18 protein-coding genes are annotated in these 14,118 nt (G+C 53.0%); 6 read left to right on the top strand and 12 right to left on the bottom strand.

All coding sequences use genetic code 11. The features are described from left to right. The first annotated feature begins 6 nt into the window (after nucleotides 1-6). Nucleotides 7-1,293 carry a TRAP transporter large permease gene (locus FDW98_RS14525; protein WP_006686394.1) on the top strand — a complete coding sequence of 429 codons (1,287 nt, stop codon included), beginning with the start codon at nucleotides 7-9 and terminating at the stop codon, nucleotides 1,291-1,293. Nucleotides 1,294-1,384: 91 nt separating this feature from the next. On the opposite strand, the gene ridA is transcribed toward FDW98_RS14525, so the two are convergent. The 4 genes from ridA to pyrL form a co-directional block, all read right to left on the bottom strand. Then, a complete protein-coding gene (ridA, locus tag FDW98_RS14530; protein ID WP_071696512.1) occupies nucleotides 1,385-1,771 on the bottom strand; it encodes a 2-iminobutanoate/2-iminopropanoate deaminase in 387 nt (128 codons plus the stop codon). Nucleotides 1,772-1,847: 76 nt separating this feature from the next. Next, a complete protein-coding gene (gene pyrI, locus FDW98_RS14535) occupies nucleotides 1,848-2,309 on the bottom strand; it encodes an aspartate carbamoyltransferase regulatory subunit (RefSeq protein WP_096758506.1) in 462 nt (153 codons plus the stop codon). A gap of 12 nt (nucleotides 2,310-2,321) precedes the next feature. Then, nucleotides 2,322-3,257 (bottom strand): aspartate carbamoyltransferase, encoded by a 936-nt coding sequence (pyrB, locus tag FDW98_RS14540; protein WP_096758505.1) that lies wholly within the window; start codon nucleotides 3,255-3,257, stop codon nucleotides 2,322-2,324. A gap of 2 nt (nucleotides 3,258-3,259) precedes the next feature. After that, nucleotides 3,260-3,394 carry a pyr operon leader peptide gene (gene pyrL, locus FDW98_RS14545; RefSeq protein WP_096758504.1) on the bottom strand — a complete coding sequence of 45 codons (135 nt, stop codon included), beginning with the start codon at nucleotides 3,392-3,394 and terminating at the stop codon, nucleotides 3,260-3,262. On the opposite strand from pyrL, the gene FDW98_RS14550 reads away from it, so the two are divergent. Further along, nucleotides 3,374-3,496 (top strand): hypothetical protein, encoded by a 123-nt coding sequence (locus tag FDW98_RS14550; protein WP_096758503.1) that lies wholly within the window; start codon nucleotides 3,374-3,376, stop codon nucleotides 3,494-3,496. The genes pyrL and FDW98_RS14550 overlap by 21 nt on opposite strands. On the opposite strand, the gene FDW98_RS14555 is transcribed toward FDW98_RS14550, so the two are convergent. The 5 genes from FDW98_RS14555 to arcA form a co-directional block, all read right to left on the bottom strand. Then, a complete protein-coding gene (locus FDW98_RS14555) occupies nucleotides 3,493-3,972 on the bottom strand; it encodes an arginine repressor (protein WP_096758502.1) in 480 nt (159 codons plus the stop codon). The genes FDW98_RS14550 and FDW98_RS14555 overlap by 4 nt on opposite strands. A 144-nt stretch (nucleotides 3,973-4,116) precedes the next feature. Then, entirely contained in the window at nucleotides 4,117-5,520 is a 1,404-nt protein-coding gene (locus FDW98_RS14560; protein ID WP_096758501.1) for a YfcC family protein, read from the bottom strand. A gap of 55 nt (nucleotides 5,521-5,575) precedes the next feature. After that, entirely contained in the window at nucleotides 5,576-6,580 is a 1,005-nt protein-coding gene (argF, locus tag FDW98_RS14565; RefSeq protein ID WP_096758500.1) for an ornithine carbamoyltransferase, read from the bottom strand. A gap of 54 nt (nucleotides 6,581-6,634) precedes the next feature. Then, the gene (gene arcC / locus FDW98_RS14570) at nucleotides 6,635-7,567 is read right to left on the bottom strand and encodes a carbamate kinase (protein ID WP_096758499.1); all 933 of its coding nucleotides are present in this window, start codon (nucleotides 7,565-7,567) and stop codon (nucleotides 6,635-6,637) included. Between the two features lie 9 nt (nucleotides 7,568-7,576). Continuing rightward, a complete protein-coding gene (arcA, locus tag FDW98_RS14575; RefSeq protein WP_096758498.1) occupies nucleotides 7,577-8,797 on the bottom strand; it encodes an arginine deiminase in 1,221 nt (406 codons plus the stop codon). A 675-nt stretch (nucleotides 8,798-9,472) separates the two neighbouring features. Here arcA and FDW98_RS14580 point away from each other — a divergent pair. Beyond that, the gene (locus tag FDW98_RS14580) at nucleotides 9,473-9,925 is read left to right on the top strand and encodes a YhcH/YjgK/YiaL family protein (RefSeq protein ID WP_096758497.1); all 453 of its coding nucleotides are present in this window, start codon (nucleotides 9,473-9,475) and stop codon (nucleotides 9,923-9,925) included. 117 nt (nucleotides 9,926-10,042) lie between these two features. On the opposite strand, the gene argF (FDW98_RS14585) is transcribed toward FDW98_RS14580, so the two are convergent. Together argF (FDW98_RS14585) and FDW98_RS23845 are read right to left on the bottom strand one after the other, a co-directional pair. Then, on the bottom strand, nucleotides 10,043-11,047 hold the full coding sequence (gene argF, locus FDW98_RS14585) for an ornithine carbamoyltransferase (protein WP_096758496.1): 1,005 nt from the start codon (nucleotides 11,045-11,047) through the stop codon (nucleotides 10,043-10,045). After that, nucleotides 11,017-11,112 (bottom strand): hypothetical protein, encoded by a 96-nt coding sequence (locus FDW98_RS23845; RefSeq protein WP_371683367.1) that lies wholly within the window; start codon nucleotides 11,110-11,112, stop codon nucleotides 11,017-11,019. The genes argF (FDW98_RS14585) and FDW98_RS23845 overlap by 31 nt, the downstream gene beginning before the upstream one ends. A 99-nt stretch (nucleotides 11,113-11,211) precedes the next feature. On the opposite strand from FDW98_RS23845, the gene rraB reads away from it, so the two are divergent. The 3 genes from rraB (at nucleotide 11,212) to FDW98_RS14600 (ending at nucleotide 13,426) form a co-directional block, all read left to right on the top strand. Next, nucleotides 11,212-11,637 (top strand): ribonuclease E inhibitor RraB, encoded by a 426-nt coding sequence (rraB, locus tag FDW98_RS14590; protein WP_096758495.1) that lies wholly within the window; start codon nucleotides 11,212-11,214, stop codon nucleotides 11,635-11,637. Between the two features lie 51 nt (nucleotides 11,638-11,688). After that, on the top strand, nucleotides 11,689-12,447 hold the full coding sequence (gene miaE / locus FDW98_RS14595; RefSeq protein ID WP_096758494.1) for a tRNA isopentenyl-2-thiomethyl-A-37 hydroxylase MiaE: 759 nt from the start codon (nucleotides 11,689-11,691) through the stop codon (nucleotides 12,445-12,447). Between the two features lie 148 nt (nucleotides 12,448-12,595). Then, complete coding sequence (locus FDW98_RS14600; protein ID WP_096758493.1) at nucleotides 12,596-13,426, top strand: topoisomerase II; 831 nt, start codon at nucleotides 12,596-12,598, stop codon at nucleotides 13,424-13,426. Between the two features lie 25 nt (nucleotides 13,427-13,451). Here FDW98_RS14600 and FDW98_RS14605 read toward each other — a convergent pair whose 3' ends face one another. Beyond that, the gene (locus FDW98_RS14605; protein WP_096758492.1) at nucleotides 13,452-13,955 is read right to left on the bottom strand and encodes a GNAT family N-acetyltransferase; all 504 of its coding nucleotides are present in this window, start codon (nucleotides 13,953-13,955) and stop codon (nucleotides 13,452-13,454) included. Nucleotides 13,956-14,118: the final 163 nt, after the last annotated feature.

The following is a 14,118-nucleotide window of genomic DNA, read 5'->3' on the forward strand; positions in this document are numbered from 1 at the left end:
AAGCAGATGGATGCATTTATTCTCGTCTTTACGCTCGGCATTATGCTGGCGATTGGGGTACCGGTAGCGTACGCGGTGGGTATTAGCGCGATCATTGGCGCCTGGTACATTGATATTCCACTGGAAGCGGTGATGATCCAACTGACCAGTGGGGTGAATAAATTTTCATTGCTGGCGATCCCGTTCTTTATTCTGGCCGGAGCGATTATGGCCGAAGGCGGGATTGCGCGTCGGCTGGTGAATTTTGCCTACATATTCGTGGGCTTTATTCGCGGCGGACTGTCGCTGGTGAATATTGTGGCCTCCACCTTTTTTGGTGCGATTTCCGGATCGTCCGTAGCCGACACCGCCTCTATTGGTTCGGTGATGATCCCGGAGATGGACAAAAAAGGCTACCCGCGTGACTTTGCGGCGGCGGTGACCGCCAGCGGATCGGTACAGGCGATCCTGACGCCCCCCAGCCATAACTCGGTGATTTACTCGCTGGCGACCGGCGGTACGGTGTCTATTGCCGCGCTGTTCATTGCCGGCATCTTACCGGGTCTGCTGTTGAGCTTTAGCCTGATGGTGATGTGCGTAGCGTTTGCGCACAAACGCGGTTATCCAAAAGGGGAGCGCGTACCGTTTCGCCAGGCGTTGAAGATTTTTGTCGACACGCTGTGGGGCCTGATGACGGTGGTGATCATTATGGGAGGGATCCTCTCGGGTATCTTCACCGCGACGGAATCCGCGGCGATCGCCTGTCTGTGGGCCTTCTTTGTCACTATGTTTATCTATCGTGACTACAAATGGTCTGAGCTGCCGAAGCTGATGTTCCGCACGGTGAAAACGGTCACTATCGTGATGATCCTGATCGGCTTTGCCGCCGCCTTCGGCGCGGTAATGACCTATATGCAGCTGCCGATGCGTATCACCGAAGCCTTTACCAGCATCTCGGATAACAAATACGTCATTCTGATGTGCATTAACATCATGCTGCTGCTGATCGGCACGCTGATGGACATGGCGCCGCTGATCCTGATCCTGACTCCGGTCCTGCTGCCGGTGACCAACGCGTTGGGTATCGATCCGGTGCATTTTGGCATGATCATGCTGGTGAACTTAGGGATTGGCCTGATTACGCCGCCGGTAGGATCGGTGCTGTTTGTCGCCAGTGCGGTGAGTAAGCAGAAGATTGAGCAGGTGGTGAAGGCGATGCTGCCGTTCTATGCGGTGCTGTTCCTGGTGCTGATGTTGGTGACGTATATTCCGGCGATTTCGTTGTTCCTGCCGAAACTGTTTGGTGTAATGTGATAAATGCCCGGTGGCGCTCGCGCTTACCGGGCCTGCAAACTACGCTTCCCCTGGCCGGATAAGGCTAAGCCGCCATCCGGCACAAGAAGGTTTAGCGACGAACGGCGATCGCTTCAATCTCGATTTTCACGTCTTTTGGCAGACGGGCTACTTCCACGCAAGAGCGTGCCGGGAAGGTCGCGTTGTGCTCGGTGAAGAACGCTTCGTAGGTAGCGTTGACGGTGGCGAAATCGTTCAGGTCTTTAACGAAGACCGTAGTTTTTACGATGTCGCCCACTTTCAGGCCTGCGGCTTCTACGATAGCTTTAACGTTTTCCAGCGACTGACGCGCCTGAGCGGACACGTCTTCCGATACGGCACCGGTTTTTGGGTCAACCGGGATCTGACCGGAAGTGATGATCATGCTACCCAGATCAACACCCTGAACGTATGGGCCGATTGCTGCTGGTGCATTTTCCGTCGCGATAGTCTTGCTCATGATTTCTCCTGAATTACAGCGGTAATAGAATGTTCCCGCTCATTATAGGGAGCCGGGATCTCATAACCAACCCCAATTAGTTGGCCAGCACCACATAATGCGAAAACTCTTTTTCACAGTATTTGCATTTGAGTGCGATGTCATCGGCGCGTTTTTTCACTGCAAAACTGGAGGAAACCGGCTCGGCATGACTGATACAGTTACTGTTCGGGCACACCAGCACGTTATCGATACGCTCAGGCAGGCTGGGACGTGATTTACCCACCACGTCATAGTCATCAATGCGGTTTACCGTGGCCTGCGGGGCGTACAGCGAGAGCTGGTTGACCTGCTCGTCGGTCAGGAAGGTATTTTCAATTTTGATCAGGTCTTTACGCCCCATCTCACCGGACGGCAGGTTCAGGCCGATGGTGATACGCTGATCGGTCTCTGTCAGTTTGAACAGCGTCAGCAGCTTAAAACCAATCTGTGCGGGAATATGGTCAATCACGGTGCCACGTTTGATGGCTTCAACCTGCAGTTTGTTATCGTGTGTCATCGTCATGTCCTCTTACAGTGCCAGTTCGCTATTCAGTACCAGTGCCAGTAACGCCTGGCGGGCGAAGATGCCGTTGCCTGCCTGCTGGAAATACCAGGCGTGTGGTGTCTTATCGACGTCGGGAGTGATCTCATCGATGCGCGGCAGCGGGTGCAGCACCTTCATGTTCTCTCTGGCACCTTCCAGGTCACTGGCGCGCAGAACGAACTGTGCTTTCACGTTGGCGTATTCGGACGGGTCCAGGCGTTCTTTTTGCACGCGGGTCATGTAGAGGATGTCTACGTCCGCCATCACTTCTTCAATCGTGCCGTGCAGGCTCCAGGCGATACCTTTTTCATTCAGCATGTCCAGAATGTACTGCGGCATTGCCAGCGCATCCGGGGCGATAAAGTAGAAGCGGTTGCCTTCGAACTTCGCCAGCGCCTGAGTCAGAGAGTGAACGGTACGGCCATATTTCAGATCGCCCACCATCGCAATTTGCAGATTGTCCAGGCGACCCTGCGTTTCCTGAATGGTGAACAGGTCCAGCAGCGTCTGGGTCGGATGCTGGTTAGAGCCGTCTCCCGCGTTCAGTATCGGCACATTGCCGGAGAACTCCGTGGCCAGACGCGCGGCGCCTTCCTGCGGATGACGCATTACAATGGCGTCGACGTAGGTGCTGATGACGGAAATGGTGTCAGCCAGCGTTTCACCTTTTTTGCCCAGTGAGGTGTTGCTGCTGTCAGAGAATCCCACCACGCTGGCGCCCAGACGGTGCATTGAGGTTTCAAAAGATAAACGGGTGCGGGTTGAGGCTTCGAAGAAACAGCTGGCGATCACCTTATGCTTCAACAGCTCCGGCTGCGGGTGGGCTTTTAGTTTCGCCGCCGTCGCGAGTACCAGATTGAGGTCATCGCGGCTGAGGTCGTTTATGGAAATGATGTGTTTTTGATAGAGCGGGTTAGCCATGTTTATCTCCTGACGCCTGGGCAAAAAAAAAGCCCCTCAATTGAGGGGCTTAGAATGATGAGCAACGGGAAGAAAAACGGCAGGCCAGCGTCTTTTTTCAGACGCGGTAAGACAAAATGTCGTACACACTGAACCATAGATCCTCCCGGCAAATTGTCGGCGATTATACTCAGCTACGTTATAGGATCAAGCGAATAATGCACAAATTATTCATCGCAAACGGTTCTTATGAATTTTAATTCATGTTGAGTAAATAATTAATCTGCTTGTGAACCAGGCCTGTTCGTTGCACCACCCGTGGTGCGACCCAGACAATACTGCTGCCCGCAATAACACCCAGAATTTCCGGCAAGGCGTGGTAGTCGAGGATTCTGGCCACGGCGCGGCCATATCCCGCCGCGGTGTGGATGAGGATAAATTCGCTATTGTGTTCAACGCTGACCACCATTTCAGCAATCGATCGCGCGGCATCAGGGGCCGGTCGCGATTGGGGATTTACAGAATAAATTTTTTGTCCTTTGGTATTTCTTATCTTTATGGCACCGAGCAGTTTCAGCAAACGCGATACGGTGGACTGACTGATGCTGGTAAAACCCTGACTTTGCAGATCGCGGCGTATATCCTCCTGAGATAAATAGCTTTTTTCTGTAATCAGGCGCTGGCAAACAGCCAGCTGTTGCTGCTCTTTGGCAGAGCAATCATCGAATTCCTTCATAGAAACCCCTTATATTTATTATTCATATCAATGTGATGGAGGAATTCACCACATTTACAGTATGCATAACGGCTCAAACGGGCGGTTGTGTAGAAAAACGAGAGCACGTTCAAAAAAGCCGTCGATATCCGACGGCCACAAGGGTTACAGCATGGCGCCGATGCTCAGGACAGCCATGTTGAGTAGCGTCAGAATGAGCACCAGTGGGGCAACCCATTTCAGATACCGCACGTAAGGGACGCGAGCGATGGCCAGCCCACCCATCACGACGGCTGAAGTGGGGGTAATCAGATTCACAATGCCGGAAGCGGATTGGTATGCGGTGACGACCAGATCCCTGGGGACATGGGCGAAGTCGGCCAGTGGGGCCATAATCGGCATGGTGAGTACTGCCAGACCAGATGAAGAAGGCACCAGGAAGGAGAGTAAAACTTCCAGCCAGTAGGTCACGTTGATGAAAATGGTGGTGGAGAGACCGGAGACCAAATTCTCGGCGCTGTGCAGAATGGTGTGGGTTATCATGCCGTTATCCATCACCACGACGATGCCGCGCGCAATGCCGATAATCAACGCCACCCCCAGCAGATCCCGCGCGCCGTCAATGAACGTACTGGTAAAGTCTTCTTCACTCATCCGGGCGATAACGCCGACAATAATCGCCGAGGCCAGAAAGACAGCGGAGATTTCCGCCATCCACCATCCGAGTACGGCAACCCCATAAATCATGACCGCAAAGGCTGCCGCGAAAATGAACAGGATGCATTTACGCGTTGCCGTGAATTCAAGGTTTGTATTGGCACGGTTACCGAGAAAATGGGCGCGGTTTTCTTCCATTTTATCCGCCACGACAGACAGCTCCGGATGACTGCGAACTTTCCGCGCATAGCGCATCACCCAGACGACGCAGATAACATAGCCGACGACCAGCAGCAGAATGCGCATCAGCATTCCCTGGGTGAAGGGGATCCCGGCAGCGTTAGCGGCGATAACCGTCGCAAAAGGGTTAATGGTGGAGCCGAGGGTACCAATCCCCGCACCGAGCAGAACGGTGGCGGCGGCAACTAGCGGATCGAAGCGAGCAGCCATCATGACCGGGACTAATAGTGTGTAGAACGGGAGCGACTCTTCCGCCATGCCGTAAATCGTTCCCCCGGCGGCAAAAAGTCCCATCAGAATGGGGATCATCCATTCTTCTTTGCCGTTGAGCCTGACCGTCACGCGTTCGATTCCGGCGTCAATGGCACCGGTTTTGTTCATTACCCCCAGAAAACCGCCAATGATCAGGACAAAGAGCGCCACATCAATGGCGCCAGCGGTGTAGGTTTCGTGGTTATACAGGCCATCGATCGGGGCCAGCAGTACGGCGGTGATACCTTGTGGATGCGCCTCGGCGGCGGCATAGGTGCCGGCAACCGGCACCTCTTTACCCAGTGTGGCATTCATCGCCATCTGGTATTTCCCCGCCGGGACAATCCAGGTCATAACCGCAACGAGAGCAATGAGAATAAACAGAATGGTATACGCGCTGGGAAATTTGAGTTTGCCCATGATGTTCTCCGGATAGCTCGGGCATACGCCGGCAGGCGGCATATGCCCGCAGGGGTTAGTCGCCGAGTGTCGCTACCATGACTGCTTTGATGGTATGCATCCGGTTCTCTGCTTCATCGAAGACGATTGAGTGAGCTGACTCGAAGACCTCTTCCGTCACTTCAAGTCCTTTCAGGCCGTAAGCCGCTTCGATCTCACGCCCAACCTTGGTGTGCTCGTTATGAAAAGCGGGCAGGCAGTGCATAAATTTCACGTCAGGATTGCCGGTCGCGGTGATGACCTGCTGGTTAATCTGGTAGGGCGTCATCAGGCTGACGCGTTCTGCCCAGGCTTCTTTTGGCTCGCCCATGGAGACCCAGACGTCGGTGTAGAGGAAATCGACGTCGTAAACGCCTTCTTCAACATCGTCGGTGAGCGTGATGCGAGCGCCGGTTATGCTGGCGATTTCTCGACACTCGGCAACCAGTGCTTCGTCCGGCCAGAAGGATTTTGGTGCTACCAGACGAATGTCCATCCCCATTTTTGCGGCACCGACCATCAGGGAATTGCCCATGTTATTGCGGGCATCGCCGAGGTAAGCGAAGCTTATTTCAGGTAACGTTTTACCCGGCGCGTGCTCCAGCATGGTCATCAGATCGGCGAGAATTTGCGTCGGGTGGAATTCGTTCGTCAGCCCATTCCATACCGGGACGCCGGCGAATTCACCCAGCTCTTCAACAATTTCCTGGCCGTATCCACGGTATTCGATGCCGTCGTACATCCGGCCCAATACGCGAGCGGTATCTTTCATCGACTCTTTGTGACCAATTTGTGAGCCGCTTGGGCCGAGGTAGGTCACCTGCGCACCCTGATCGAACGCGCCGACTTCAAAGGCGCAGCGGGTGCGGGTGGAGGTTTTTTCAAAGATCAGCGCGATGTTTTTACCGACCAGCGTTTGCCTTTCGCGTCCGGCTTTTTTCGCCGTTTTCAACTCGATAGCCAGATCGATCAGGTACTGGATTTCCGCCGGGGTGTAGTCCAGCAGTTTGAGAAAATTGCGATTTTTCAGGTTAACAGTCATGAAAATGTCCTTATGTAGGCCGAATAAGGCGAAGCCGCCATCCGGCAAAAAGCTTTAAGCGTTAACGTCAGTGGTTTCGAGGCGAATCAATGTGCCTTTCTCTCCGGCGAGAATGGCCGGGCCGTCGGCCAATGAGCCGATGCCTGCAATCCCGTGACAGTGAGAGACAAACGTTGCGCAGGCGGTGACTTTGGGACCCATTGAGCCGGCGTCGAATTGCATTTCGCCGAGCAGCTCCGGCGTGACCTGAGCCAGCGGGCGCTGCGTAGGTTTTCCCCAGTCGAGATACACCGCGTCAGCATCGGTCAGGATCAGCAGCGCGTTGGCGTGGATCTGGCTGGCGAGCAGGGCGGCGGAGAGATCTTTGTCGATCACCGCTTCAATGCCGTGGTAGCCGTCGGCTTTCTCCACCACCGGCACGCCGCCGCCGCCGTTGCAAATAACCAGATGATCGCGAGCGATAAGCGCGCAGATCGCATCACTTTCAACGATGCGTTTGGGCTGCGGGGAGGGCACCACGCGACGAAATGCATTGCCGTCGGCTTTGAAAATCCAGCCTTTTTCCGTTTGTAATGTTTTGGCCTGGGCCGCGTCATAAATCGGCCCGATGTATTTGGTTGGGTTGCGGAAGGCCGGATCGTGGGCATCGACTTCAACCTGCGTCAGCAGGACGCTGATTTCACGCTGTGGAAGCTGGTTTTTCAGCGCTTGCTGTAGCATGTAGCCAATCATTCCCTGACTTTCTGCGCCGAGAACGTCGAGCGGATAAGGCGTGACGGCGGTATACGCGCTGTTTTGTAAAGCTAACAGACCAACCTGCGGGCCGTTGCCGTGTACCAGGATCACGCGCCATTGCTGCGTGAGCCGGGCGATGGTTCTTGCCGCCAGTTCAATGTTTTTCCGCTGCACGTCCGCTTCCAGCGGCTCGCCGCGTTTAAGCAGCGCGTTACCGCCCAGTGCGACAACCAAAGTCGGTTTGTTTTCCATGATGTCTCCTTAAATACCGTCACGTTCCAGCGGGCAGCTCATGCAGCGGGCACCGCCGCGTCCGCGTCCAAGTTCATCGCCAGGAATGGGTAAAACGGTGATGCCCGCTTTGTCGTATTTTTCGTTGGTCCAGATGTTGCGCTCATAGCCCACCACCACGCCGGGACGCAGCGTGAGGACGTTGTTTGCGTCATTCCACTGCTCACGTTCGGCTTCGAAGGCGTCGCCCCCGGTGGTGATCAGGCGAATTTGGTTGATACCCAGCGCTTTTTCGAGGGCATGTACCAGCGTGTTTTCCTGTGTGCGCTTCAGGCCGCCGTGGCCGTCTGGCGTCAGGGTCCAGCACTGCACATCCGGGCGGACGACTTCCGGGTAGACGGAGAAGGTATCGACGTCTATGTGGGTCATTACGGTGTCGAGATGCATGCACGAGCGGTGTTTTGGTAGCTCCACGGCGATGACGCGCTCAGCCTGGCGATGTTTGAACAGCGACTGGGCAAGGAACTCGATTCCCTGCGGCGTGGTCCGTTCAGACATGCCGATCAGCACCGCACCGCGGCCAATCACCAGCACATCTCCACCTTCTAACGTCGCGTGGTCATAATTAATATTTTCATCGCCGAAATATTTAATAAAATCACCCTCGGCAAATTGCGGGTGCCAGCGATAAATTGCGCGCAGATTATTGGTTTCGCGTTGGCGGGCCGTTTTAGCCATCGGGTTAATCGATACGCCGTTATATATCCAGCATGACGTGTCGCGGGTAAATAAGTGGTTCGGTAATGGCTTCATAATAAAGTCATTAATATCGTGGGTATCAACCACCATATTCTTGATTGAGGCGGGAATCTCCCCGTAAGTGAGTCCGCCGCTTAAATGTCGGGCGAGTTCCCGGTGCGACAGATCGGCAAGCCAGGCACGAATATCCGAGGCGAAGGTTGGACCGAGGCGATAATCTGAAATCTGCGTATCCAATAACCAACTTTTGGCTTCAGAGGTATCCAGGGTTTGTGTCAGCAAATCAGTCAGTAGCAGGACTTCTATTCCTTCCTGGCGCAGCGTGTTGGCGAAAATGTCATGTTCTTCACCTGCACGTTCGACTGAAAGTACATCATCAAAAAGCAGATCCTGACAGTTTGATGGCGTCAGCCTTTTTAAGCTGAGATTAGGACGATGTAGCATCACGCTACGTAATTGACCGATTTCGGAACCGACATAATGCTTTTCCATCATTATTCCTTTAATACGATTTTAAAAAATAAAGAGGAGACGCCTGCAAATAATATTATTTTGCAGTCATGATTTTTCAGCTGATTTCAGAATCTATATTTAGATCTTCTCTGCAATGGAAATGTGATTTATTTCACAGTCGGAAGGATATTGGCTTTTTCTTGTTTAATATATGATGTGGCTCTGAGAAATTAAAAAATAACAAACTAGATAATTGAATTGCTACGCAGGAATATGTCTTGTTATTTGTTTTTGTTAATATCTTGTGCGTTTTATTATACCTGGATAAAACAATATCATATTGATTTTTAATGATATTTTTTCAAGCGATGAATTCTTATGCGTTTTTATGATTTTATTATTTGTCGCATGCGGTTTATATGCAAATAAATATGGTAATAGCCGGGGATAATCATCGGCAAGTGAACTGTGATCCACTGCCGGTTTTTCTAATAAAAACTGGCAGAACAGTCGATTAGGAGAGGATTGAGAAACAGGGGAACAGAAGTTATGCAGAGTTTATGCATAACTCGCTGCGCTGAGTTAACAACCGGCTAACATCATCAGCAATAAACATGCGTTGACGCAAAATATCGGTAAATAGCAGTGGTAGGGCAGACGGTTTTTTCGTATAACAATTAAAAATGAAACGATGTTTTAGTTAAGGGGTTTGACATGATTATCGGTAATATCCACCACCTGGAAGCATGGCTGCCGGAAGAGCTGCGCCAGGCGATTGAACACATTAAAGCGCACGTGACGGATGCAACGGAAAAAGGGAAACATGATATCGACGGTAACCGCCTGTTTTATCTGATCGCCGAAGATATGACCGAGCCGTTTGAGCAGCGTCGCGCCGAGTATCATGCCCGTTATCTGGATATTCAGATCCTGCTAAAAGGCCAGGAAGGGATGACCTTCAGTACGCTGCCTGCGGGCGCACCCGAAACCGACTGGCTGGCGGACAAAGATATCGCTTTCTTGCCGGAAGGGGCGGAAGAGAAGACGGTGGTGCTGAATGAAGGTGATTTTGTGGTGTTCTATCCGGGTGAAGTGCATAAGCCGCTGTGCGCGGTAGGTACGCCCGCGCTGGTGCGCAAAGCCGTGGTAAAAATGCTGGTCGAATAAGTGATTTTATGATGCCGGATGGCGACGCAATAGCGTCTTATCCGGCCTACGGGAGCACGGTTGTAGGCCGGATAAGATGCGTAACATCACCATCCGGCATTCTTTTTACCGACGTACTCACTTCGCTAATGTCGCCACCATCACCGCTTTAATGGTGTGCATGCGGTTTTCTGCCTGATCAAAGACAATACTGGCAGGTGACTCAAAGACCTCATCGGTTACTTCCATCCCACCGTGCAAACCGTATTCTTGCGCCATTTGTTTACCCAGCGTGGTTTGGTCATCATGAAATGCTGGCAGGCAGTGCAGGAATTTCACCTGCGGATTGCCGGTTAGCGCCATCATCGCGCTGTTGACCTGATAGTTACGCAGCAGGGCAATTCGTTCGGCCCACTTCTCTTTGGCTTCACCCATGGATACCCAGACGTCGGTATAAATGAAGTCCGCACCTTTCACGCCCGTCGCTATATCGTCGGTCAGGGTGATATTACCGCCGTTTTTCTGTGCCAGCGCTTTGCATTCGGCTACCAGGCTCTCTTCTGGCCAGCAAGCCGGTGGTGCGACCAGGCGCAGATCCAGCCCGGTTAATGCGGCGGCTTCCAGCATTGAATTGCCCATGTTGTTACGGGCATCGCCGGTGTACACCAGCGTCATCTCATTAAACGCTTTGCCCGGCAGGTGTTCCTGCATGGTTAGCAGATCGGCCAGTAACTGGGTGGGGTGGAATTCGTTGGTCAATCCGTTCCATACCGGAACCCCGGCATATTCGGCCAGCGTCTCCACCACCTCCTGGCCGTGGCCGCGGTACTGGATACCGTCATACATGCGGCCCAGTACGCGGGCGGTGTCTTTTATCGACTCTTTATGGCCAATCTGGCTGCCGCTTGGCCCGAGATAGGTCACGCGCGCGCCCTGATCGTAAGCGGCAACTTCGAAAGAGCAACGAGTACGGGTCGAGTCTTTTTCGAAGATGAGCGCAATATTTTTACCGGTCAGCATAGCGACCTCTGTGCCGTTTTTCTTGTCCGCCTTGAGCCGGGCGGCGAGCTGCAGCAGTGACGTGAGTTCAGCAGAGGTAAAATCGAGCAGTTTCAAGAAGTGCTTCTGATAAAATGCAGACATGGTTCCCTCACATGGCTTAGGCTATTTATTGAATTAAAATTCAATTTATATGTATGTTTATTCATTTGCAACCTTGTTTAACAAATCTTTCCTGGAAAGGTGGAGGCAATGTCAGCGGTATGTGACAATAAGAGTATCGGCAGGACATTATGAGGATATTAGCCATGGCAAACCCGGAACACCTGGAAGAACAGCGTGAAGAAACACGCTTGATTATTGAAGAGTTACTTGAAGATGGTAGCGATCCTGACGCGCTGTATACCATTGAGCATCACCTTTCCGCGGATGACTTTGAAACCCTGGAAAAAGCAGCGGTAGAAGCCTTCAAGCTGGGTTATGAAGTCACCGAGCCGGAAGAGCTGGAAGTGGAAGAAGGCGACACGGTCATTTGCTGTGACATCCTCAGTGAATGTGCTCTGAACGCCGAGCTGATTGACACTCAGGTTGAACAACTGATGAACCTGGCTGAAAAATTTGACGTGGAATACGACGGATGGGGCACTTATTTTGAAGACCCTAACGGCGAAGAAGGTGAAGACGGCGACGATGACGATCTCGTCGACGAAGATGATGACGGCGTGCGTCACTAAGTCATCTGCTGACCTACGGCGGCGCATGCTGCCGTAGGGCAAGGACAACGTATGGATTACCCGCAAATACTCTCCCCGATTCTGGATTTCCTGCACTGCAAAACGCCCGAGGCCTGGCTTGATAAAGCGCGCGACCCGGCAAATCTTCCCCTGCTGCTGACCGACCATCTGGTCTGCGAGCTGAAAGCGGCGCAAACTGCGATGCTGCTGGTGCGTAAATATGTTGCGGATAAGCAGGGATCGCAGGCGATGCTGGCGTGGCTGCAACCCTATGAAGCCTTTGCCTTCCGGGAAGGGGAAGAGCCGGATTTCACCTTGCTGAACAAGCAGATCAGCAAAAGCATCATGCCCCGGACTGACGACCCGTGGGGGCGACAGCTTATCGACAGCATGGTGCTGCTGATCAAAGAAGAGCTACACCACTTCTGGCAAGTGCGTGAAGCGATGCTAAGCCGCCAAATTCCGTATATCAAAATGACCGCCAGTCGTTACGCCAAGGGCATGCTTAAAGAAGTCCGTACCCATGAGCCGTTAACGCTGATTGATAAGCTGATCTGCGGCGCCTACATTGAGGCGCGATCCTGCGAGCGTTTTGCCGCGCTGGCACCGTATCTGGATGATGAATTACAGGCGTTTTATCTGTCGCTGCTGAGCTCAGAGGCGCGCCATTATCAGGATTATCTGGCGTTGGCACAGCAGGCGGCCGACCATGACATCAGTGACCGGGTACGGTTTTTGGGTGAGGTGGAAGCATCCCTGATCTTATCGCCGGACGATGAGTTTCGTTTTCATAGCGGCGTGCCAGCCTAGCTCCACTCTCTGGTATGGTGTCTCTCTTCCTCCTTCCCGGTAGCTAAAATCTGGTGGCTAGAAATCGATCGCGCCTGCCGCAATAATCAAACCACTTGAAGGGGGAATATATCCCCGCCATATGCATTGATTTGAAAAAGGATGGTGAATGAACTGGGCACACGTATTATTGGCAGGCTATATCGGGGCGGTGATTGCGACCGTGGTGGGCGTCTGTCGTAAAAAGGGCTGGGTAGGTAAGGTCTCCGGTGCGGTGATTTTTGTCGTGGCGATTATCGGCTGGAATCTGTTTGATACGCACTACCTCATCCCGCGCGAAAGTCCGGACTATGGGCTGACTGAAACGCAGAAATTCGAGAAAGCAATGCTGGCAATGCCCGTCTATGAGGTCATTAAGGAGCAGGAACCCGCGCTATGGCAGACGATTCTCAACCAGGCAGTGGAGATGAAAACGGCGGGGAAAAGCGAGCAGCAGATTATTGACACCATACAGCCGCAGATCCTGACGTTCCAGATGGCGCGCTTACAGCAGGCACCCGATGCCAACGTGATTGCCTATATGCAGGTGAACCTCGCGCAAATTGACGCGATAGCGAAAGTAGGCGGTGACGAATGCTTTCGCTTCCTGTTCCCGGCGGTAAAGGGCGGTATCAACCCGGTACAGCTTATTCCGCGTGAAATTATGAGTCGCCGTATGGCGAATGACATGACGATGCTGCAGGCGGCTTACGGCCCGGGAAAACATACGGTTACGGCGGAAGAAAAAGAGCTGGCGCTTCAGGATCTGCAAGCCATTAGTCCGGGGCTGGTGCAGCGCTATGGGCCGGATATTCAAATCATGGCCGACCCGAATAAAGGCGTGGGTAAAGAGCAACTGGCTTGCGATATGGTTCAGGACCTGTGGACGCAGGTTCTCAAATTGCCGACCGCTCGCGCCGCCGGCGTGATTCGTCTGATGCTCTCAGCCGAAATGCAATAACGCAGTATTGCCCCTTTGCCTAACGTCAGAGGGGTTTTAGCATCCGCACTTCGCAATCTACATGCCCCGTGCAGCCCAGCGGCTCGGCAATATGCACAAAGCCCAGACGTTCGTAGAGGTGAATCGCCTCGGTCAGAAATTCGGTGGTTTCCAGATAGCACTGTTTAAATCCCTGCTCACGGGCGTGATCGAGAGCCATCAACGCCAGCTTTTTCGCCAGTCCCTGACCACGCACGCTCGGCAGAAAGTACATCTTCTGTAATTCGCAAATATCCGGCTCGCTACAGCCTAATGGCGCAACGCCACCGCCACCGACGACCAGCCCATTTTGTTCAACCACCCAATAGGCCGCACCCGGCTGGCTGTATACCTGGAATAACTCATCGAGATTGGGGTCAGCCACCGTGTAACCTTTATCAGCGGTCAAACCGTATTCGGCGGAGACCTGGCGGATCACGTGGGCAATGGCGGTGTTATCGTCGGCAGCAATGCGACGCAGCGTCGCCGAGACAGGTGTAATGACACTCATAGCGAACTCATGACGTAAAAGTGGGACATATGCAGTTAATACCACTGCGGAGAGGGAAAGCGCAAGCGAGGATAATTCAATAAAAAGCCTCTGGGCGAGAGCGTCAGAGGCTTTTATCGTCTGCGGTGTCGGATGCGCTACGCTTATCCGACCTACGATGACG

Origin of the sequence: Citrobacter sp. wls711 (genome assembly GCF_005281055.1) — a bacterium.
GTDB lineage: Bacteria > Pseudomonadota > Gammaproteobacteria > Enterobacterales > Enterobacteriaceae > Citrobacter > Citrobacter gillenii.